Here is a 15265-nt window from a genome sequence, read left to right on the forward strand (position 1 = left end):
AAATACCCCCCGCCAGCGTCAGTCCAAAAATAAATCCTTGGTCAGATTCCCCGCATTATCGGGGTTATGGGCATAGTCGGTAAAATCTTTTACCCCGCGTTCCACCAGAAGTTCCTCATCGATCAGCTGGCACCCGCTCAGAGCGGCCCCTTTTGTGACCAGTACTTCGTAGGCGGCATCGGCCATAATCGCCGGTTTGCGACTCTGCTCGAACATCTCGCGGTTACCCACCGCAAACTCAATGGCGGCAGTAGCCACCAGAGTGCGCGGCCACAGAGTATTGACGGCGATCCCCGCCTCGCGCAACTCCTCCGCCAATCCCAGGCTTAGGATGGTCATGCCAAATTTGGACAGCGCGTAAGGCGCGAAGGGCCCCAACCATTTGGGCTGCAGATTGAGCGGGGGGCACAGGCTGAGGATATGGGCGTTATCCGACTTTTTCAGGTAGGGAATCGCCAGGTGCGCAGTCAGATACACAGCGCGGCTATTGATGTTCAGCATCAGGTCATAGCGCTTGGGCGGGGTGGACTCCACGTTAGTCAGATTAATCGCGCCGGCGTTGTTGATCACCATGTCGATACCGCCGAACTTGTCCGCCGCCTGAGCCATCGCTTCTTCGACCCGCTGCTCATCGCGCACATCCACTTGCAGGGCCAGGGCCTTACCGCCAGCGCTCTCCACTTCCTGTGCCACAGAAAAAATGGTTCCGGGTAACTTCGGGTGGGGCTCTGCGGACTTGGCGGCGATCACAATATTAGCGCCGTCCGCCGCGCATTTGAGCGCTATGGCACGGCCGATACCGCGGCTGGCGCCGGTGATAAAGATGGTCTTGTCCTTAAGCGCCCCTGTGTTTTCTGTCAGGGTTACAAACTCTTCACTCATTGTATTCAGCCTCCGGGGCAGTCACTGCCGGACTGTAGATTTCCTTGAAGATCGCCGGCATGCGCTTCGGTCTACCACTGGAAAGCTCGATGCATACCAACCGCCACTGGGCCCGCAATACCAATGCTCCATCGGCGGCGCGAAAGACTTGAAAGTGGCGGGTCATATTCAGGCGCCCGTCCACCTCTGTGAGCCAGGTACCGAATATCAGTTCATCCCCCTCTTTCGCCGCCAGTATATAGTCATACTGCCCGTGACGAATGGCCATTCCCCGATCGAGATCCTGGTAATTTATGACATCCAGGCCCAGTGCCGCACTGTGGGCCCAGGCGGCAGCTTCGCACCAGCGCACATACTCGGCGTTATTGGCGTGGTGTAAACCATCCACATGCTCAACCCCTACCCTTACCTTGTGGGTAAACGGATTGGGTAAATCCCATTGCATAGGCAGCCCCCGGCTAAGTTTCGAAACCATCGGATTTTATTTCTACTGAGTCCCCAAGGTGCACAAATAACAGATATAAAAAAAGGCCCCTGATGGGACCTTTTTCACAAGCTGGCGGGATTATGCGTCCGCTTTAGCCTGGGCGCCTTCGGCTTGCTGCTGCGCCTGATTCAGGGCTTGAGCAAACAGGGCGTCGAAGTTGACCGGCGGCAGCATCAGTGCTGGGAAGGAACCTTTAACAACGGCATTGTCGATCACTTCGCGAGCATAGGGGAACAGAATCTGCGGGCAGGCAGTGTTCAAAGCCTGAGCCAGCTGCTGACCTTCCAGACCCTTGATGCCGAACAGGCCGGCCTGCTTCACTTCCACCAGGAAAGCGGTGTCTTCTTCCAGCTTCACGGTGATGGTGAGCGTCAGCGCCACTTCGTACAGGTCTTCATCAACCTTGGCGGTCTTGGTGTTCAGCTCCTGGTTTACCTGGGGCTTCCACTGTTTTTTGAAAACCTCGACACCCATGGGGGTCTCGAAGGAGAGGTCCTTCAGGTAGATACGCTGCATCGCGAATTGTACTTGTGGAGCCTCTGCGTTTGCCGCGCCGTTTAATTCTTCAGCCATGTTACTGCCTGTTTTTATAAAAAGTTTATTGATGCCTTCCGTGAGAAAGACTCCTTGTATGAGCCTTCAGATGGGGGCCTGCAAATACCGTTTCAAGGCCCGGACCGGATTAATAGCAAATATCCAAAGCCGCGTGAGGCACGCGGCGTCAACCTTTATCAGCCAGTCGCTTTCAGCAATTTATCGAGCTTGCCTGCACGCTCATGGGCCATCAGCTCATCACAGCCACCTACGTGGTACTCACCCACCCAGATCTGTGGCACCGTGCGACGACCGGCTTTTTCCGCCATCTGCGCACGCAGTTCAGGATCGTTATCCACCGCGATCTCGCAATATTCCACACCCTTGTTATCGAGCAGCAACTTAGCGCGAATACAAAAGGGGCAAAAGCGCGTGGTATAGATGACTACTTCCTGCATTACAAAACTCCGCCTGAGGCCGTCAATTGAAAGGTTTAGCTAGCCCTTGCCCTTTACTAGAGGCAGGTTCTGGTTGCTCCACTCACTCATACCGCCCTGCAGGCGGCGCACCTGGAAGCCCTTCTGCTTAAGCAGGCGACCCGCAGGCCCGGCGTGCTGCCCCATTTTATCGGCGACAATCACCACCTTATCTTTGAAAGGTTCCAGCTCGGCGATGCGCTCGGCCACTTCCCCGTGGGGAATATGCAAGGCATCGACGATATGCCCAGCGGTAAACTCGCTGCGGTCGCGCACATCCAATACCTTGGCCCCATCGCTGTTGATCAGCCGGGTCACTTCGTGCAGGGAAACCGGCACACCCGCCTTGTAGCGCTCGCTCAGGACCAGCGCATAAAGCAGTGCCACGAGCAGGCCGACAAGCAGCCACTGCTCACTCAAAAAGACGAAAAAATCCACTCCGCCCCCAAAATCCATAGTGGTTATCGTTACGGCGCAGCTGCGCCAAAGCTGGCGGGAGTATACACGATTGTGGCGAATTTCTAACCAGCAAAATCATACCCCGGCGGCACCCTTATAGATGCTAATGGACTCACATAGCGCTATTCGACATGGTTAAACGATGGCCGAACGGGTTAAAATCCGCGTCCGCAACCCAAACCACCCGATAGAGGAAACCCGTCGCTATGGCCGCTTCGCAAGCCCCGCACAAACGCCCCTTGGTCCTGCTGATTCTGGACGGCTTCGGCCACAGCGACAATGCCGAGTACAACGCGATTCGCGCCGCAAAGTCCCCAGTGTGGGACAACATCTGGGCTACGCGCCCCAAGACCCTGATTCAGACCTCCGGCATGGCGGTGGGCCTGCCCGAAGGGCAGATGGGCAACTCTGAGGTGGGACACATGACCCTGGGAGCCGGGCGTGTGGTTTACCAGAACTTCACCCGTATCAATAAGGCCATCAAGGACGGCGACTTCTTCCGCAATCCCGCCTACACCGCTGCGGTGGATAAGGCCATCACCAAGAACGGTGCGGTTCATATTATGGGACTGCTGTCCGAGGGCGGCGTACACAGCCACGAAGATCATATCGTCGCCATGGTGACCCTTGCGGCACAGCGCGGTGCCCGCGCCATTTACGTACACGCCTTCCTCGATGGCCGCGACACACCGCCGCGCAGCGCCGAGCCCTCTATCGCTCGCCTGATGCAAGTCTGTGATTCCGTCGGCAATGCCCATATGGCCACTTTGGCTGGCCGCTACTTCGCCATGGACCGCGACCAGCGCTGGGATCGCACTGAATCTGTCTACGATATGCTGACCCTCGGAACCGCGGAGCACAAAGCCAGTGACGCCCTGGCGGGCTTGGCTGCCGCCTACGAGCGCGGAGAAAACGATGAATTTGTCGCGCCGACCGTGATCGGCGAACCCGCTCCCATCAAAGATGGCGATGCACTGATCTTTATGAACTTCCGCCCGGATCGCGCGCGCCAGCTGACCCGCGCCTTTACCGAAGCAGACTTCAGCGGCTTCGAACGCAAGGCCCAGCCCAAGCTGGCAGACTTTGTCATGACTACCGAATACGCCGCCGATATCCACGCCAGTTGCGCCTTCCCCCCGGAAAACCTGGTGAATTCCCTCGGTGAATACCTGTCTGCCCAGGGTAAGACCCAGCTGCGCATCGCCGAAACCGAAAAATATGCCCACGTGACTTTCTTCTTCAGCGGCGGCCGCGAAGAGCCCTATCAAGGGGAAACCCGCGAGCTGATCAAATCCCCAGACGTAGCCACCTACGACCTGCAACCGGAAATGAACGCGCCGGAAGTGACCGACAAGCTGGTCGCGGCGATTGAAGGCGGCGAGTACGACGCCATTATTTGTAACTACGCCAACGGCGATATGGTCGGCCACACCGGTGTCTTCGAAGCCGCGGTAAAAGCCGTGGAAGCCCTGGACCAGTGTGTAGAGCGCGTCGTGGACGCAGCCCTGGCTGCCGGTGGCGAAGTGCTAATCACCGCCGACCACGGCAATGTGGAAGAGATGTTCGATACCAGTTCCGGCCAGGTCAGCACCCAGCACTCCACCCTGCCGGTACCTTTTGTGTACATCGGCGAGCGCAATGTGCAAATGTGTGACGGAGGCAGTCTGGCGGATGTGGCGCCAACCATGTTAGCGTTGATGGATCTGCCACAGCCGGCGGAAATGACCGGCCATAGCTTGGTAAAAATGGACTGATGAAAACTCTCGTACTCTTCCTGATCGCCCTGCTGTCACTGCCCGCCTGGAGTCAGGCGGAAGCGGACCAGCAGGCGCGCCTCACAGAAATCAAGCAACGCATTGAGTCCCTGCAACAGGAACTCAATCAGGTGCGCGGCCAGCGCGACCAGCTGCTCAAGGATCTGGAAGAGAACGAGAAAGACATCTCCGGGCTACACCGGCGCATAGACCAGATCAGACGGGATATGCGCAGCCGCACAGATAAACTGCGAGAACTGCAAGAGGAGCAGAAGCAGCTGCAAGAGGCGCGACGAAGTATGCAGCGGCGGGTCGAACAGGAGATCGCCGCCGCTTACCGACTGGGCCGACAAGAACAGATCAAGCTCCTTCTCAACCAACAAAATCCACAGAACATCGCCCGCCAACTTCGCTACCACGATTACTTCCTCCAAGAACGCAGCCGCGTTATCGACAACTACCTGCAAACCCTCGCCTCGCTGGAAACGGTTTCCACCTCTATCGAGCGCGAGCGCAACAGTCTGCAGGCGGAGCGGGCCCAACTGCAGGAGCGCCAGGACAAACTGCGCAGCGCGCAGCAGGTGCGCAAGCGCACCCTGGAGAAACTGGCAGCGCGGCTCGCCAATGGCGGCGGCGAACTCAAGCAGCTGCAGGGTGACCGCAAACGCCTGCAGACTCTGATTGACGAGGTGGGTCGGGCTATTGCCACACTGGTCAACCCGGACCAACACAAGCCCTTCGCGAAGCAGCGGGGCAGATTGCAGTGGCCAGTTCAGGGCCGCCGCGCCAATGCCTATGGGCAGCGCCGCGCCAATGGGATTACCTGGAAGGGAGTGACTATCCGCGCCAACGAGGGAGAGCCCGTGCGCGCGATACACCGCGGGCGCGTCGTTTTTTCCGATTATCTGCGCGGTCACGGCATGCTGGTGATTCTCGATCACGGCGACGGCTATATGAGCCTTTACGCCCACAACCAATCCCTCACCCGCGATATTGGCGAATGGGTGGAGAGCGGCGATACCATCGCACGGGTCGGCAACAGCGGTGGCATCGCGCACAGCGGCCTCTATTTTGAAATACGCCACCGCGGCCAAGCCCAGGACCCCACGGCCTGGTGCCGGGGCTAACCGAACCCCGCCTTTTCCAACTGCTTTTTACCGGTTTTTCTAATCTGGCGCCGTACCCGTGCGCCAGTACTCATAGCCGCTGTAAGGGAGTTCGGTTTTTCGCGACTAAGCTTCTGGCACAGTAGAATTTGGCGGCGCATTAGAATCCCTGCCAATCTCTGCGGTCTACACTTTCGCAAAGCAGCGAAGAAATAAGGCAGAGGTCACAACAATATGTCCATCTCTAAGGCGCTCACCACATTTCTCGGAGCCGCCGCCCTCACAACCCTGCCATTGATGGGTTTCAGCGAAGGTGGCCAGCAACCCGATGCCGCCACCGTAAATAGCGGGCGCCTCCCCCTCGAAGATCTGCGTAGCTTCGCCAAAGTGTTCGAGCAGATTCGCCAGGGTTACGTGGAAGAAGTGGACGACCGCACCCTGCTGGAATACGCCATCAAAGGCATGCTGCAGGGCCTCGATCCCCACTCCTCCTACCTAGACCGCCGCTCCTTCGACGACCTGCAGGCCAACACCACCGGTGAGTTTGCCGGCCTCGGGATTGAAGTGGGTATCGAAGACAACCGCATCACCGTCATCACCCCCATGGATGACACCCCAGCCTCCCGCGCGGGCCTCAAGGCGGGCGATGTGATACTGCGACTGTCGGGCAAATCAACGAAAGGGGTCGGCCTCGATGAGGCGGTGGAGTGGATGCGTGGGCCCAAGGGCAGCAGCGTCACCCTCACCATCGCCCGCAAGGGCCACAAGACCCCCTTCGACGTCACCCTCAAGCGAGACACCGTGCGCGTGCGCAGTGTGCGCAGCAAAGTGCTCGACGAAGGCTACGGCTATCTACGCATCAGCCAGTTTCAGTTGGATACCGGCGCCGATGTGGCGGAAGAGCTGATCAAACTTCAGAAGAAAGGCTCTCTCAAGGGTTTGATTATCGACCTGCGTAACAATCCCGGCGGTGTGCTGCAGTCCTCGGTGGAAGTGGCTGACGCCTTTCTTGAAGAAGGGTTGGTGGTCTACACCGAAGGCCGCAATGAGGCCGCCAATCTGAGCTATTCCGCCGAGCCCGGCGACCTGACCGAGGGCGCCCCACTGGTGGTACTAATCAATGCCGGCTCCGCCTCGGCGGCGGAAATTGTCGCCGGCGCCCTGCAGGATCACCGCCGCGCCGTGGTGATGGGGACCGACAGTTTCGGTAAGGGCTCGGTACAGACGGTCATCCCCATCAATAACGAGCGCGCCATCAAGCTCACCACCGCGCTCTACTTCACCCCCAACGGCCGCTCCATCCAGGCCCAGGGCATCACGCCGGACATCGTTGTAGAACGCGCCAAGGTCACCCGCCTGAAAGACATGCAGCGCCCCACCGAGGCAGATCTGGCCGGACATTTGAACAATGGTAACGGTGGTGCCGATCGCACCTCGGAAGACCGCGCTCGAGAACGGGAAGAGGGGGAGCGCGACAACTGGATGGATCGCGACAACCAGATCTTCGAAGCACTCAATGTACTTAAAGGGCTGAATCTCTACGCTCACAGGGACCGGGGTCTGCACGAACGCTTTGCGCGCGCAGATGAACAGTAGTAACGGCGCGCGGCGGGCTCCGGCCCGCCGCCAGCGCAGCCACTCTGGCTGCAACTACCCCGGCTAAAACACCCCGGCTAAAACACCCCACCCTTCTTCCAGCGTCAGTCCATTTCGAGCGTCAGTCCATGGGACTAGAGCCGCATCTCTATTCCCGCTTCCTGCATAAATGTCTTGGCTTCGGCGATGCTGTACTCGCCGAAGTGGAAGATACTGGCCGCCAGCACCGCATCGGCGCCCCCCTGTAAAACCCCTTCGGCCAGGTGTTGCAGGTTACCGACGCCACCGGAGGCAATCACCGGCACCGGCACCGCCTCGCTTACTGCGCGGGTCAGGGCCAGGTCAAAACCATTTTTGGTGCCATCCCGGTCCATACTGGTGAGCAGTATTTCTCCGGCTCCGTACTCCGCCATCTGTCTCGCCCAGGCTACAGCATCTATGCCGGTGGGCTGACGCCCGCCGTGGGTAAAGATTTCCCAGCGGTTCTCCCCCACCTGCTTGGCGTCAATCGCCACTACGATGCACTGGCTGCCGAAGCGCTCGGCAGCCTCGCGCACAAACTCGGGGTTTTTCACCGCTGCGGAGTTGATCGCGGTCTTGTCGGCACCGGCATTCAATAGGTTGCGAATATCCATCAGGGTGCGTACACCACCGCCCACGGTGAGAGGAATAAACACTTCGTGGGCCATCTTTTCCACGGTGTGCAGTATGGTGTCGCGCTGCTCGTGGGTGGCGGTGATATCCAGGAATGTGACTTCATCCGCACCCGCCTCGTTATAGCGGCGGGCGACTTCTACCGGGTCTCCGGCATCGCGGATATCGACAAAATTGACACCCTTCACCACGCGTCCGGCATCGACATCAAGGCAGGGAATAATACGTTTCGCCAGTGCCATTACTTGCTCCGTTGATCGCAGAGCTGCTGCGCCGCGCGCAGGTCCAGCTTGTCCTCGTAAATAGCCCGGCCGGTAATCGCACCGTAAATTTCACCGGTTTCCAGCAGCTGCTCGATATCCTCAATGCTGCTGACACCACCGGAGGCGATTATCGGCACCTGTACCGCTCGGGCTAATTCCAGGGTGGCTTCGATATTCACGCCCTGCATCATGCCGTCGCGGGCGATATCCGTATACACAATGGAGCTGACGCCGCAATCTGCAAAACGCTTGGCCAACTCGGTAGCTTTCAGCTCAGACACTTCGGCCCAGCCCTCGGTAGCGACCAGCCCATCTTTGGCGTCGAGTCCAACGATGATATGCCCCTCGAATTCGCGACAGGCCTCCTCGACCAGCTTCGGCTGCTTCACCGCGGCGGTGCCGATAATGGCCCATTGCACCCCGGCATCCAGATAGCGCTCGATGGTGTGCAAATCGCGGATGCCGCCGCCGATCTGCACCGGTAAACTGGGAAATTGTTTGGCGATGGCCGTGACCGCTTCACCGTTGACCGGGTTGCCGGCGAAGGCACCATTCAGATCTACCAGGTGCAGGCGCTTGGCCCCCTCATTCACCCAGTGCTGGGCGGTGGCCAGTGGGTCGTCGGAGAATACGGTGGCGTCGTCCATTTCGCCCTGGCGCAGGCGCACGCACTGGCCGTCTTTCAAGTCGATAGCGGGAATTACAATCATGCTCTGCCTTTCGTCGGCGGTGGTTATCGAAGTCAGGAATCGTTGGCGGGGCTCAGGCCCGGCCATTCCAACTGACAAAGTTCTTTAAAAGTTGCAGGCCGGTATCGGCGCTCTTCTCCGGGTGGAACTGGGTGGCGAAGATATTCTCCCGTGCCACCGCAGCGGCCAGAGGCACACCGTATTCGGTGCGCCCAGCCAGATCCCCGTTGTCTTCAGCCGGTACATAGTAACTGTGCACAAAGTAAAAACGGCTGCCATCGGCAATGCCGGCCCACAGCGGGTGCTCACGGGTTTGTTGTACTTGGTTCCAGCCCATATGCGGCACTTTTAAGCGCTCGCCGGTGGCTGCCAGCGGCAGGTCGTTGCCAAAAAACTTCACCGGCTGCGGAAAGATATCCAGGCAGTCGATGCCGTTGTTCTCCTCGCTGTGGCGCATCATGATCTGCATACCCACGCAAATACCCAACACCGGTGTACCCGCCGCAATAGCGTCCTTCAATAGCGGTGCAAAACCCGCCTCAACAAAGCCCGCCATACAGTCGCGAATAGCGCCCACACCCGGCACTAATAAGCGCTCGGCCCCCTGGGCCTGCTGCGGAGTTTGTGCCAGCACCACCTCGGCTTCCGGCGCCACCTTATCCAGGGCACTGGCAACCGAGTGTAAGTTGCCCATGCCGTAATCGAGAACCGCGATCCGGCCCATCACAACACCCCCTTAGTAGAGGGCATGGTGCCGGCCATACGCGGGTCCAGGGTAAGCGCCATACGCAGGGCGCGGCCGAAGGCCTTGAATACGGTCTCCACCTGATGGTGGGCGTTGTGGCCGCGCAGGCAATCTATGTGCACGGTCACCAGGGCGTGGTTGACGAAGCCCTGGAAGAATTCATAGAACAGCTCGGTATCGAAATTGCCGATGCGTTTCTGGGTAAAGGGCACATCCATCACCAGACCGGGGCGACCGGAGAAATCGATCACCACGCGGGAGAGCGCCTCGTCTAGGGGTACATAACTGTGGCCGTAACGGGTCATGCCCTTCTTGTCCCCCAGAGCCTGGGTAATGGCCTTGCCGAGGGTAATACCGATATCTTCCACCGTATGGTGGTCGTCAATATGAATATCGCCATCGCAGCGAATATCCATGTCGATCATGCCATGACGGGCAATTTGATCGAGCATATGCTCGAGAAAAGGAACGCCGGTAGCAAACTGGCCGTGCCCCTGGCCGTCCAGATTGACGCTGACTTGAATCTTGGTTTCCAGTGTGTCGCGGGTGACGCTAGCCTTGCGCATCGAAAGCGTTCCTTTTATGAGCAATAAGACAGAGGGCGCAGATTATAAGATGAATGATGCCTTCTGTGGTTCGCTAGTGTCAGATGAAACTTGATTCGTAACCACAAGCACATATCATGCGCGGTATGGTTACCTTAAAGCGCCGAAAATCCCATTACTGGGCCAGCCTGTTCCTGCTACTCGCATTAGTAGCAGCTCAGCCGCTGTGGGCGGAGCACTTCCATCTCGGTAACAGCCAGGTGGAACTGTGTGACCTGTGCTGCATGCATTCGCCTGCAGCACTCGGCAGCGAGCCACCCCTCGTTCAGGCTGAGCCCCAAAGTCACTACAACCGGCCCTCTGCGCTAGCAGCGCGCGATCGCCAGCCGGAGCGCCAGAGCGCGCGCGCCCCTCCCCTGTCCCTGTCTCTCAGCTAACCCTAAAAAAACCAACAATTTATTTTGTGGATGCCCGCGCCTGTGCGCGTAAGGCAGCATCCGCCTGTGACAGGACATACAAAACAAATGACCAAGTTCAATACCTTGGCCCTGGCCATTGCCAGCCTGGCTGCGCCCGCTATTTACGCTGCTGAAAACAACCCGGCACTGGAAGAGGTGAATGTCACCGTTTCGCCGCTGGATAAACCCGCCGATGCCGTGGCAGCACCGGTTTCTATTCTCTCCGGCGACGCACTGCGAAAATCCGCAGCCGCTACCCTGGGCCAGACTCTGCAGGACCAGCCCGGTGTGGCCAATGCCTCCTTCGGCAGTGGCGTGGGCCTGCCGGTTATCCGCGGCCAAAGTGCCAACCGGGTAAAAATCCTCAGTGACAACCTGGATGTATCCGACGCTTCCAACACCAGCGCCGATCACGCCGCCAGCATCGAACCCCTGCTGGCCGAGCGCATTGAGATACTGCGCGGCCCCGCCGCCCTGCGTTACGGCAGCGGTGCCGTGGGCGGTGTGGTGAATATTACCGACGGACGCATTCCCACCGCCGTGCCCGAGAAAGTGGAAGGCGCGGTAGAGCTGCGCCACAACAGCGCCGACAACCAGGATGCCTCGGTATTTCGCTTCACCGGCGGCGCCGGGCAGCTGGCCTGGTATGTGGACGGTGTCTACCGGGAAAATGACGATACCGAAATCCCGGGCCTCGCTATCGTTGAGCATGGCGAGCATGAAGAACACCATGAACACGAAGAGCACGCCGGCGAAGAAGGCGAGCACGAGGAGGCGTTCAACACCGATGGCTTCGTGGGCAACATTAATGCCCGCGCCCACAGCTATAGCGGTGGGGTTTCCTGGATCACCGAACGCGGCTTTATCGGCTTCTCCGTAAACCGGCTGGAAAACAATTACGGCATCCCCCTGGGCACCCATGAGCATCACCATGATGAGGAGGAGCATGCGGGTGAAGACCACGACGATCACGATGAACATGACCATGATGAACACGAAGAGCACGCCGAGGCCGGTGAGATCGATGCGATACGTATCGACCTGGTGCAAACCCGCTATGACCTGAAAGGTGAGCACCGCTTCGACGGCGATTACTGGGACAAATTGAGCCTGCGCATCGGCTACAACGATTACGAGCATGTGGAGCTGGATGCCGGCAATCCGGGCACCCGCTTCACCAACGAGGCCTGGGAGAGCCGAATCGAAATAACCCACGATGCCGGCAACGGCTGGCGCGGTGCCTATGGCCTGCAATTGACCGACAAAGACTTTGCCGCAGTGGGTGGCCACGCCTTTATCCAACCCTCGCACACCCGCAGCGCCGGCTTTTTCACCATGAAAGAGCGCGAGTGGGGCGACTGGCACCTGGACCTGGGCGCACGCCTGGAGCGAGTAGAAATAGACCCGGAAATCGACAAAGACCGCGATTTCAATCTGGTCGGCGCCAGCGCCACACTGCAGTACTTCCTTGCCGAGCACCAGCATATCAGCTTCGGCGCTACCCACTCCGAGCGTGCTCCTGTGGCCGAGGAGCTGTTTGCCGACGGAGCGCACCTGGCGGAATCCCGCTACCTCTTGGGCAACAACCAGCTGGATAAAGAGAACGGCGTTAACCTGGAACTGGGTTATCACCACCACAATGAAGCCGCCAACGGCTGGCACGCTGCGCGTATTGAGGCCAGTGTGTTCTACAACCAGATCAGTGACTATATCTACGCGCAAAACACCGACGGTGAGGAAGAGGAGCTGCCGGTCTATGCCTACGCCAACCGCGATGCGACTTTCTACGGTGCCGAGGCCTCAGTGACCTTCCCTTTACAGGGAGGCCACTATGTCACCTTGTTTGGCGATATGGTGCGCGCCAGCTTCGATGATGCCATCGCCGGCGAAAGCTCCGATGTACCGCGCATGCCGCCGCTGCGTATGGGCCTGGCCCTGGGAGCCGAGTACGACCAGTGGGGCTGGGAATGGCGCACTGTAAAGGCGGCGGACCAGGATCGCGCCGGCGCCTATGAAGAACCCACCGATGGTTACACCCGCATGGACCTGAGCGCCGAGTACAACCTCAAGATCGGCAGCAGCGACGCCGTGCTCTTCGCCAGCGCCCGCAACCTGCTCGACGAAGAAATTCGCAACTCCACCTCCCTACTGCGCGACTATGCCCCGGCCCCAGGCCGCAGTATCGAAGCCGGCGTGCGGTTTATTTTCTAAGTCACAACTGCTTCAATGGCCCCGCGGCGCGCCCAGCTCCGCGGGGCTGCATCTCCTACACTTGCCGGATAGGCTCTCGGTGACAACCTGTGGGAACATCAACCCCCACCGCGGCGTCTGAAGTATTGAAACACGCTCGACGTACCTTCTAAAAAACACAGGGACAATCCTCTCCATGGCCTGGATCAAGCGCACACTTATCGCTCTATTGGTCGTTTTCCTGCTGCTCGCCGGCGCTGTCGCCTGGCTATTGGCCGGCCTCGACATCAATCAATACAAGCCGCAACTGGAAAAACTCGCCGCCAAGCAGGGCATTTCCCTGCAACTCCAGGGCGATATCGGTTGGCAACTGTGGCCACAGGTAGGGCTGCAATTAAACGATGTCACCATGGCGCCATTACAGCTGCCCAAAGAAACCCTGGTGCGCGCCGATAAAATTGCCGTGGGTGTCGCCCTCAAGCCGCTGCTGCAACGCCGGGTGGAAGCCGAGGAAATCGTGCTGGTGGCACCGCAGATCGAACTCACGGTGGACAAAGAGGGGCGCGGCAACTGGGAATTGATCAGTGAGGCACTGGAAGCGCAGAAAAAACAGCCGCCCAAGCTGGAGATCCCCAAGGAAACAGAGACACCCGCCGAGCAACAGGTTGAGCTCAGCCTGAACAAGTTGCGCATTGAAAAGGGCTTGCTCTCCTACAGCGACGCCCGCACGGGCAAAGCCTATAAAGTGGAAAACCTGAACATCAGCGCCGACAACCTGGTGCCCGGCGGCGAACCGGGTCAGCTCAGCGCCGATGCCAGTGTGACGGGCAGCGACTTACGCTACCCACTGAAACTTAAAATGGACAGCACCCTGGCTTTGGATGAAGGCCTCAACGGCCTGCGCCTGCAACCTCTGCAGCTGGTGCTCACTTCCGATAACAACGCCAAGGCCACCATGCACCTGCGCGGCTACGTGCGCCGCGACAACGGCAACCAACCCTGGCGCGTGCAGATGAACTTGAACGCCAGCGCCGATCCCCTACGCCCCTGGCTGGAACTGACCGGCAGCGAAGTCGTGACTCGCGACAGCGCCGCACTGCAAAAGCTGAATATCGAAGCCAGCATCGAAGGCACCGAACAAAAACTCAACCTGACACCACTGCAATTAAAGCTCGACGGCACCACCTTTAACGGTAATGCCCAAGTGCGCAATGCAGAGATGCCGGGGCTCGACCTGAGCCTGCGCGGCGGCGCCTTTAACCTGGATAACTATCTGCCACCGGCAGAAGAGAAGAGCGAGAAGACTGGCGAACAAACAAGCGGGGCACCAGCAACGAAGGCCCCCTCTACCGAAGCCACCGCACAGAGTGAGGAGTCTACCCAGACCCCAACTTCCGCGGAGACCCTAAGCGCCCAGCAGACGGAAAAGAAATCCAAGCCCAAAGCCGGTGAGCAGCTACCCGCCGAACCCCTGCCTCTCAGCGACCTGCGTGGTTTTAACGCCAATATTAGCCTGGCCCTGGACCAGCTACAGGCTGCCGGCCTGCAACTGGACAGCCCGGAAATCCAACTCACCGTAGATAACGGCCTCTACCAGCTGCAAAAACTTAGTGCCGACCTCTACGGCGGCCAGCTCAATAGCAATGGTCAGTTCAACGCCCGCGCCCAAACCGCAGAGGGCCAGGTGCGCGGCGGCCTGGTCGGTGTGGATATCGGCAAGGTACAGAAAGCGTTGTTCCCCAGTGAAAAAGTGCAGATAGCCGGCGAAGCCAGCGTCAACTGGGACGGACAGACCAAAGGCAAGACCTCTACGGACCTGCAACAAAACCTGCGCGCCGCCGTCAATGTCTCTAGCAAGGAGCTATCCATAGCGCCCTTCAATCTGGAGAAGAGCATGTGCCAGCTGTTCAGTTACGCCGAGAATACTCCGCTACCGGAGAGAAACTGGCCCGCCCAGACCGATCTACAAGATGTGCGCGCCACCATCGCAGTGAAAGGCGACGAAGTAAAAGTGACCGAAATTCTCGCTGGCATCGAGAATATCGCCATGACCGGCGATGGCGAGGTGGACCTGAAGAAACAGGACTTCGACTTCGCCCTCGGCCTCGCTCTAGTGGGCGAGAGCACCTCCGCCGATGGCTGCACTGTCAAGAACAAGCGCTGGCGTAACCGCACGTTGCCGCTGCGCTGCAAAGCCGACTTCGACGATGTGGGCCCAACAACCTGTAAACCCGACAGCCGCCGCCTCGACGACCTGTTGCGCGAGGAGCTGAAATACAAAGCTAAGAAAAAATATGGCGATAAGGTAGAAGAAAAAGTCGACGAGCTGAAAGACAAACTGAAAAATCTTTTCGGCCGTTAATGTAAGCCGCACCGGGTTCCGCCCGGTGCGCAATTCCCCCCCAGTCACCCACGCTATTCAGTTGC

General features: G+C 58.9%; 15 protein-coding genes. 6 read left to right on the forward strand and 9 right to left on the reverse strand.

What is annotated here, in order from left to right; translation table 11 throughout:
- Positions 1–18: 18 nt before the first annotated feature.
- The 5 genes from FIU95_RS19390 to FIU95_RS19410 form a co-directional block, all read right to left on the reverse strand.
- Positions 19–882 carry an NAD(P)-dependent oxidoreductase gene (locus FIU95_RS19390; protein ID WP_152455671.1) on the reverse strand — a complete coding sequence of 288 codons (864 nt, stop codon included), beginning with the start codon at positions 880–882 and terminating at the stop codon, positions 19–21.
- Positions 875–1327: a thioesterase family protein gene (locus FIU95_RS19395; RefSeq protein WP_152455673.1), complete on the reverse strand. Its 453-nt coding sequence runs from the start codon at positions 1325–1327 to the stop codon at positions 875–877. Before FIU95_RS19395 ends, FIU95_RS19390 begins: the two co-directional genes overlap by 8 nt.
- A 120-nt stretch (positions 1328–1447) precedes the next feature.
- The gene (gene secB / locus FIU95_RS19400; protein WP_152455675.1) at positions 1448–1942 is read right to left on the reverse strand and encodes a protein-export chaperone SecB; all 495 of its coding nucleotides are present in this window, start codon (positions 1940–1942) and stop codon (positions 1448–1450) included.
- A 158-nt stretch (positions 1943–2100) separates the two neighbouring features.
- Entirely contained in the window at positions 2101–2361 is a 261-nt protein-coding gene (gene grxC, locus FIU95_RS19405) for a glutaredoxin 3 (protein WP_152455677.1), read from the reverse strand.
- Between the two features lie 39 nt (positions 2362–2400).
- On the reverse strand, positions 2401–2817 hold the full coding sequence (locus tag FIU95_RS19410) for a rhodanese-like domain-containing protein (RefSeq protein ID WP_253868751.1): 417 nt from the start codon (positions 2815–2817) through the stop codon (positions 2401–2403).
- Positions 2818–3044: 227 nt separating this feature from the next.
- On the opposite strand from FIU95_RS19410, the gene gpmI reads away from it, so the two are divergent.
- The 3 genes from gpmI (at position 3045) to FIU95_RS19425 (ending at position 7294) form a co-directional block, all read left to right on the forward strand.
- Complete coding sequence (gene gpmI, locus FIU95_RS19415) at positions 3045–4592, forward strand: 2,3-bisphosphoglycerate-independent phosphoglycerate mutase (RefSeq protein WP_152455681.1); 1548 nt, start codon at positions 3045–3047, stop codon at positions 4590–4592.
- Complete coding sequence (locus FIU95_RS19420) at positions 4592–5719, forward strand: murein hydrolase activator EnvC (RefSeq protein ID WP_152455683.1); 1128 nt, start codon at positions 4592–4594, stop codon at positions 5717–5719. Before gpmI ends, FIU95_RS19420 begins: the two co-directional genes overlap by 1 nt.
- A 213-nt stretch (positions 5720–5932) precedes the next feature.
- Positions 5933–7294 (forward strand): S41 family peptidase, encoded by a 1362-nt coding sequence (locus tag FIU95_RS19425; RefSeq protein WP_152455685.1) that lies wholly within the window; start codon positions 5933–5935, stop codon positions 7292–7294.
- 134 nt (positions 7295–7428) lie between these two features.
- Here FIU95_RS19425 and hisF read toward each other — a convergent pair whose 3' ends face one another.
- From hisF to hisB, 4 genes are read right to left on the reverse strand one after another with little or no spacing between them, the layout of a single operon-like run.
- Entirely contained in the window at positions 7429–8190 is a 762-nt protein-coding gene (hisF, locus tag FIU95_RS19430) for an imidazole glycerol phosphate synthase subunit HisF (RefSeq protein ID WP_152455687.1), read from the reverse strand.
- Entirely contained in the window at positions 8190–8921 is a 732-nt protein-coding gene (hisA, locus tag FIU95_RS19435) for a 1-(5-phosphoribosyl)-5-[(5-phosphoribosylamino)methylideneamino]imidazole-4-carboxamide isomerase (RefSeq protein ID WP_152455689.1), read from the reverse strand. Before hisA ends, hisF begins: the two co-directional genes overlap by 1 nt.
- A 52-nt stretch (positions 8922–8973) precedes the next feature.
- A complete protein-coding gene (gene hisH / locus FIU95_RS19440) occupies positions 8974–9624 on the reverse strand; it encodes an imidazole glycerol phosphate synthase subunit HisH (RefSeq protein WP_152456473.1) in 651 nt (216 codons plus the stop codon).
- Positions 9624–10211: an imidazoleglycerol-phosphate dehydratase HisB gene (hisB, locus tag FIU95_RS19445; RefSeq protein WP_152455691.1), complete on the reverse strand. Its 588-nt coding sequence runs from the start codon at positions 10209–10211 to the stop codon at positions 9624–9626. Before hisB ends, hisH begins: the two co-directional genes overlap by 1 nt.
- Before the next feature lie 116 nt (positions 10212–10327).
- Between hisB and FIU95_RS19450 the strand changes: the two genes are divergently transcribed.
- From FIU95_RS19450 to FIU95_RS19460, 3 genes are all read left to right on the forward strand, one after another.
- A complete protein-coding gene (locus tag FIU95_RS19450) occupies positions 10328–10627 on the forward strand; it encodes a hypothetical protein (protein ID WP_152455693.1) in 300 nt (99 codons plus the stop codon).
- 87 nt (positions 10628–10714) lie between these two features.
- Positions 10715–12859 (forward strand): TonB-dependent receptor, encoded by a 2145-nt coding sequence (locus FIU95_RS19455; RefSeq protein WP_152455695.1) that lies wholly within the window; start codon positions 10715–10717, stop codon positions 12857–12859.
- A 175-nt stretch (positions 12860–13034) separates the two neighbouring features.
- A complete protein-coding gene (locus FIU95_RS19460; RefSeq protein WP_152455697.1) occupies positions 13035–15200 on the forward strand; it encodes an AsmA family protein in 2166 nt (721 codons plus the stop codon).
- The last annotated feature ends 65 nt before the right edge of the window (positions 15201–15265 follow it).

Origin of the sequence: Microbulbifer sp. THAF38, assembly GCF_009363535.1 — a bacterium.
In the GTDB taxonomy this organism is placed as follows: Bacteria; Pseudomonadota; Gammaproteobacteria; order Pseudomonadales; family Cellvibrionaceae; genus Microbulbifer.

What these genes read in the sequence shown, in the direction of transcription:
- FIU95_RS19390 (WP_152455671.1), bottom strand. Translation starts at nt 882, where the DNA reads ATGAGTGAAGAGTTTGTAACCCTGACAGAAAACACAGGGGCGCTTAAG.
- FIU95_RS19395 (WP_152455673.1), bottom strand. Translation starts at nt 1,327, where the DNA reads ATGCAATGGGATTTACCCAATCCGTTTACCCACAAGGTAAGGGTAGGG.
- secB (WP_152455675.1), bottom strand. Translation starts at nt 1,942, where the DNA reads ATGGCTGAAGAATTAAACGGCGCGGCAAACGCAGAGGCTCCACAAGTA.
- grxC (WP_152455677.1), bottom strand. Translation starts at nt 2,361, where the DNA reads ATGCAGGAAGTAGTCATCTATACCACGCGCTTTTGCCCCTTTTGTATT.
- gpmI (WP_152455681.1), top strand. Translation starts at nt 3,045, where the DNA reads ATGGCCGCTTCGCAAGCCCCGCACAAACGCCCCTTGGTCCTGCTGATT.
- FIU95_RS19420 (WP_152455683.1), top strand. Translation starts at nt 4,592, where the DNA reads ATGAAAACTCTCGTACTCTTCCTGATCGCCCTGCTGTCACTGCCCGCC.
- FIU95_RS19425 (WP_152455685.1), top strand. Translation starts at nt 5,933, where the DNA reads ATGTCCATCTCTAAGGCGCTCACCACATTTCTCGGAGCCGCCGCCCTC.
- hisF (WP_152455687.1), bottom strand. Translation starts at nt 8,190, where the DNA reads ATGGCACTGGCGAAACGTATTATTCCCTGCCTTGATGTCGATGCCGGA.
- hisA (WP_152455689.1), bottom strand. Translation starts at nt 8,921, where the DNA reads ATGATTGTAATTCCCGCTATCGACTTGAAAGACGGCCAGTGCGTGCGC.
- hisH (WP_152456473.1), bottom strand. Translation starts at nt 9,624, where the DNA reads ATGGGCCGGATCGCGGTTCTCGATTACGGCATGGGCAACTTACACTCG.
- hisB (WP_152455691.1), bottom strand. Translation starts at nt 10,211, where the DNA reads ATGCGCAAGGCTAGCGTCACCCGCGACACACTGGAAACCAAGATTCAA.
- FIU95_RS19450 (WP_152455693.1), top strand. Translation starts at nt 10,328, where the DNA reads ATGCGCGGTATGGTTACCTTAAAGCGCCGAAAATCCCATTACTGGGCC.
- FIU95_RS19455 (WP_152455695.1), top strand. Translation starts at nt 10,715, where the DNA reads ATGACCAAGTTCAATACCTTGGCCCTGGCCATTGCCAGCCTGGCTGCG.
- FIU95_RS19460 (WP_152455697.1), top strand. Translation starts at nt 13,035, where the DNA reads ATGGCCTGGATCAAGCGCACACTTATCGCTCTATTGGTCGTTTTCCTG.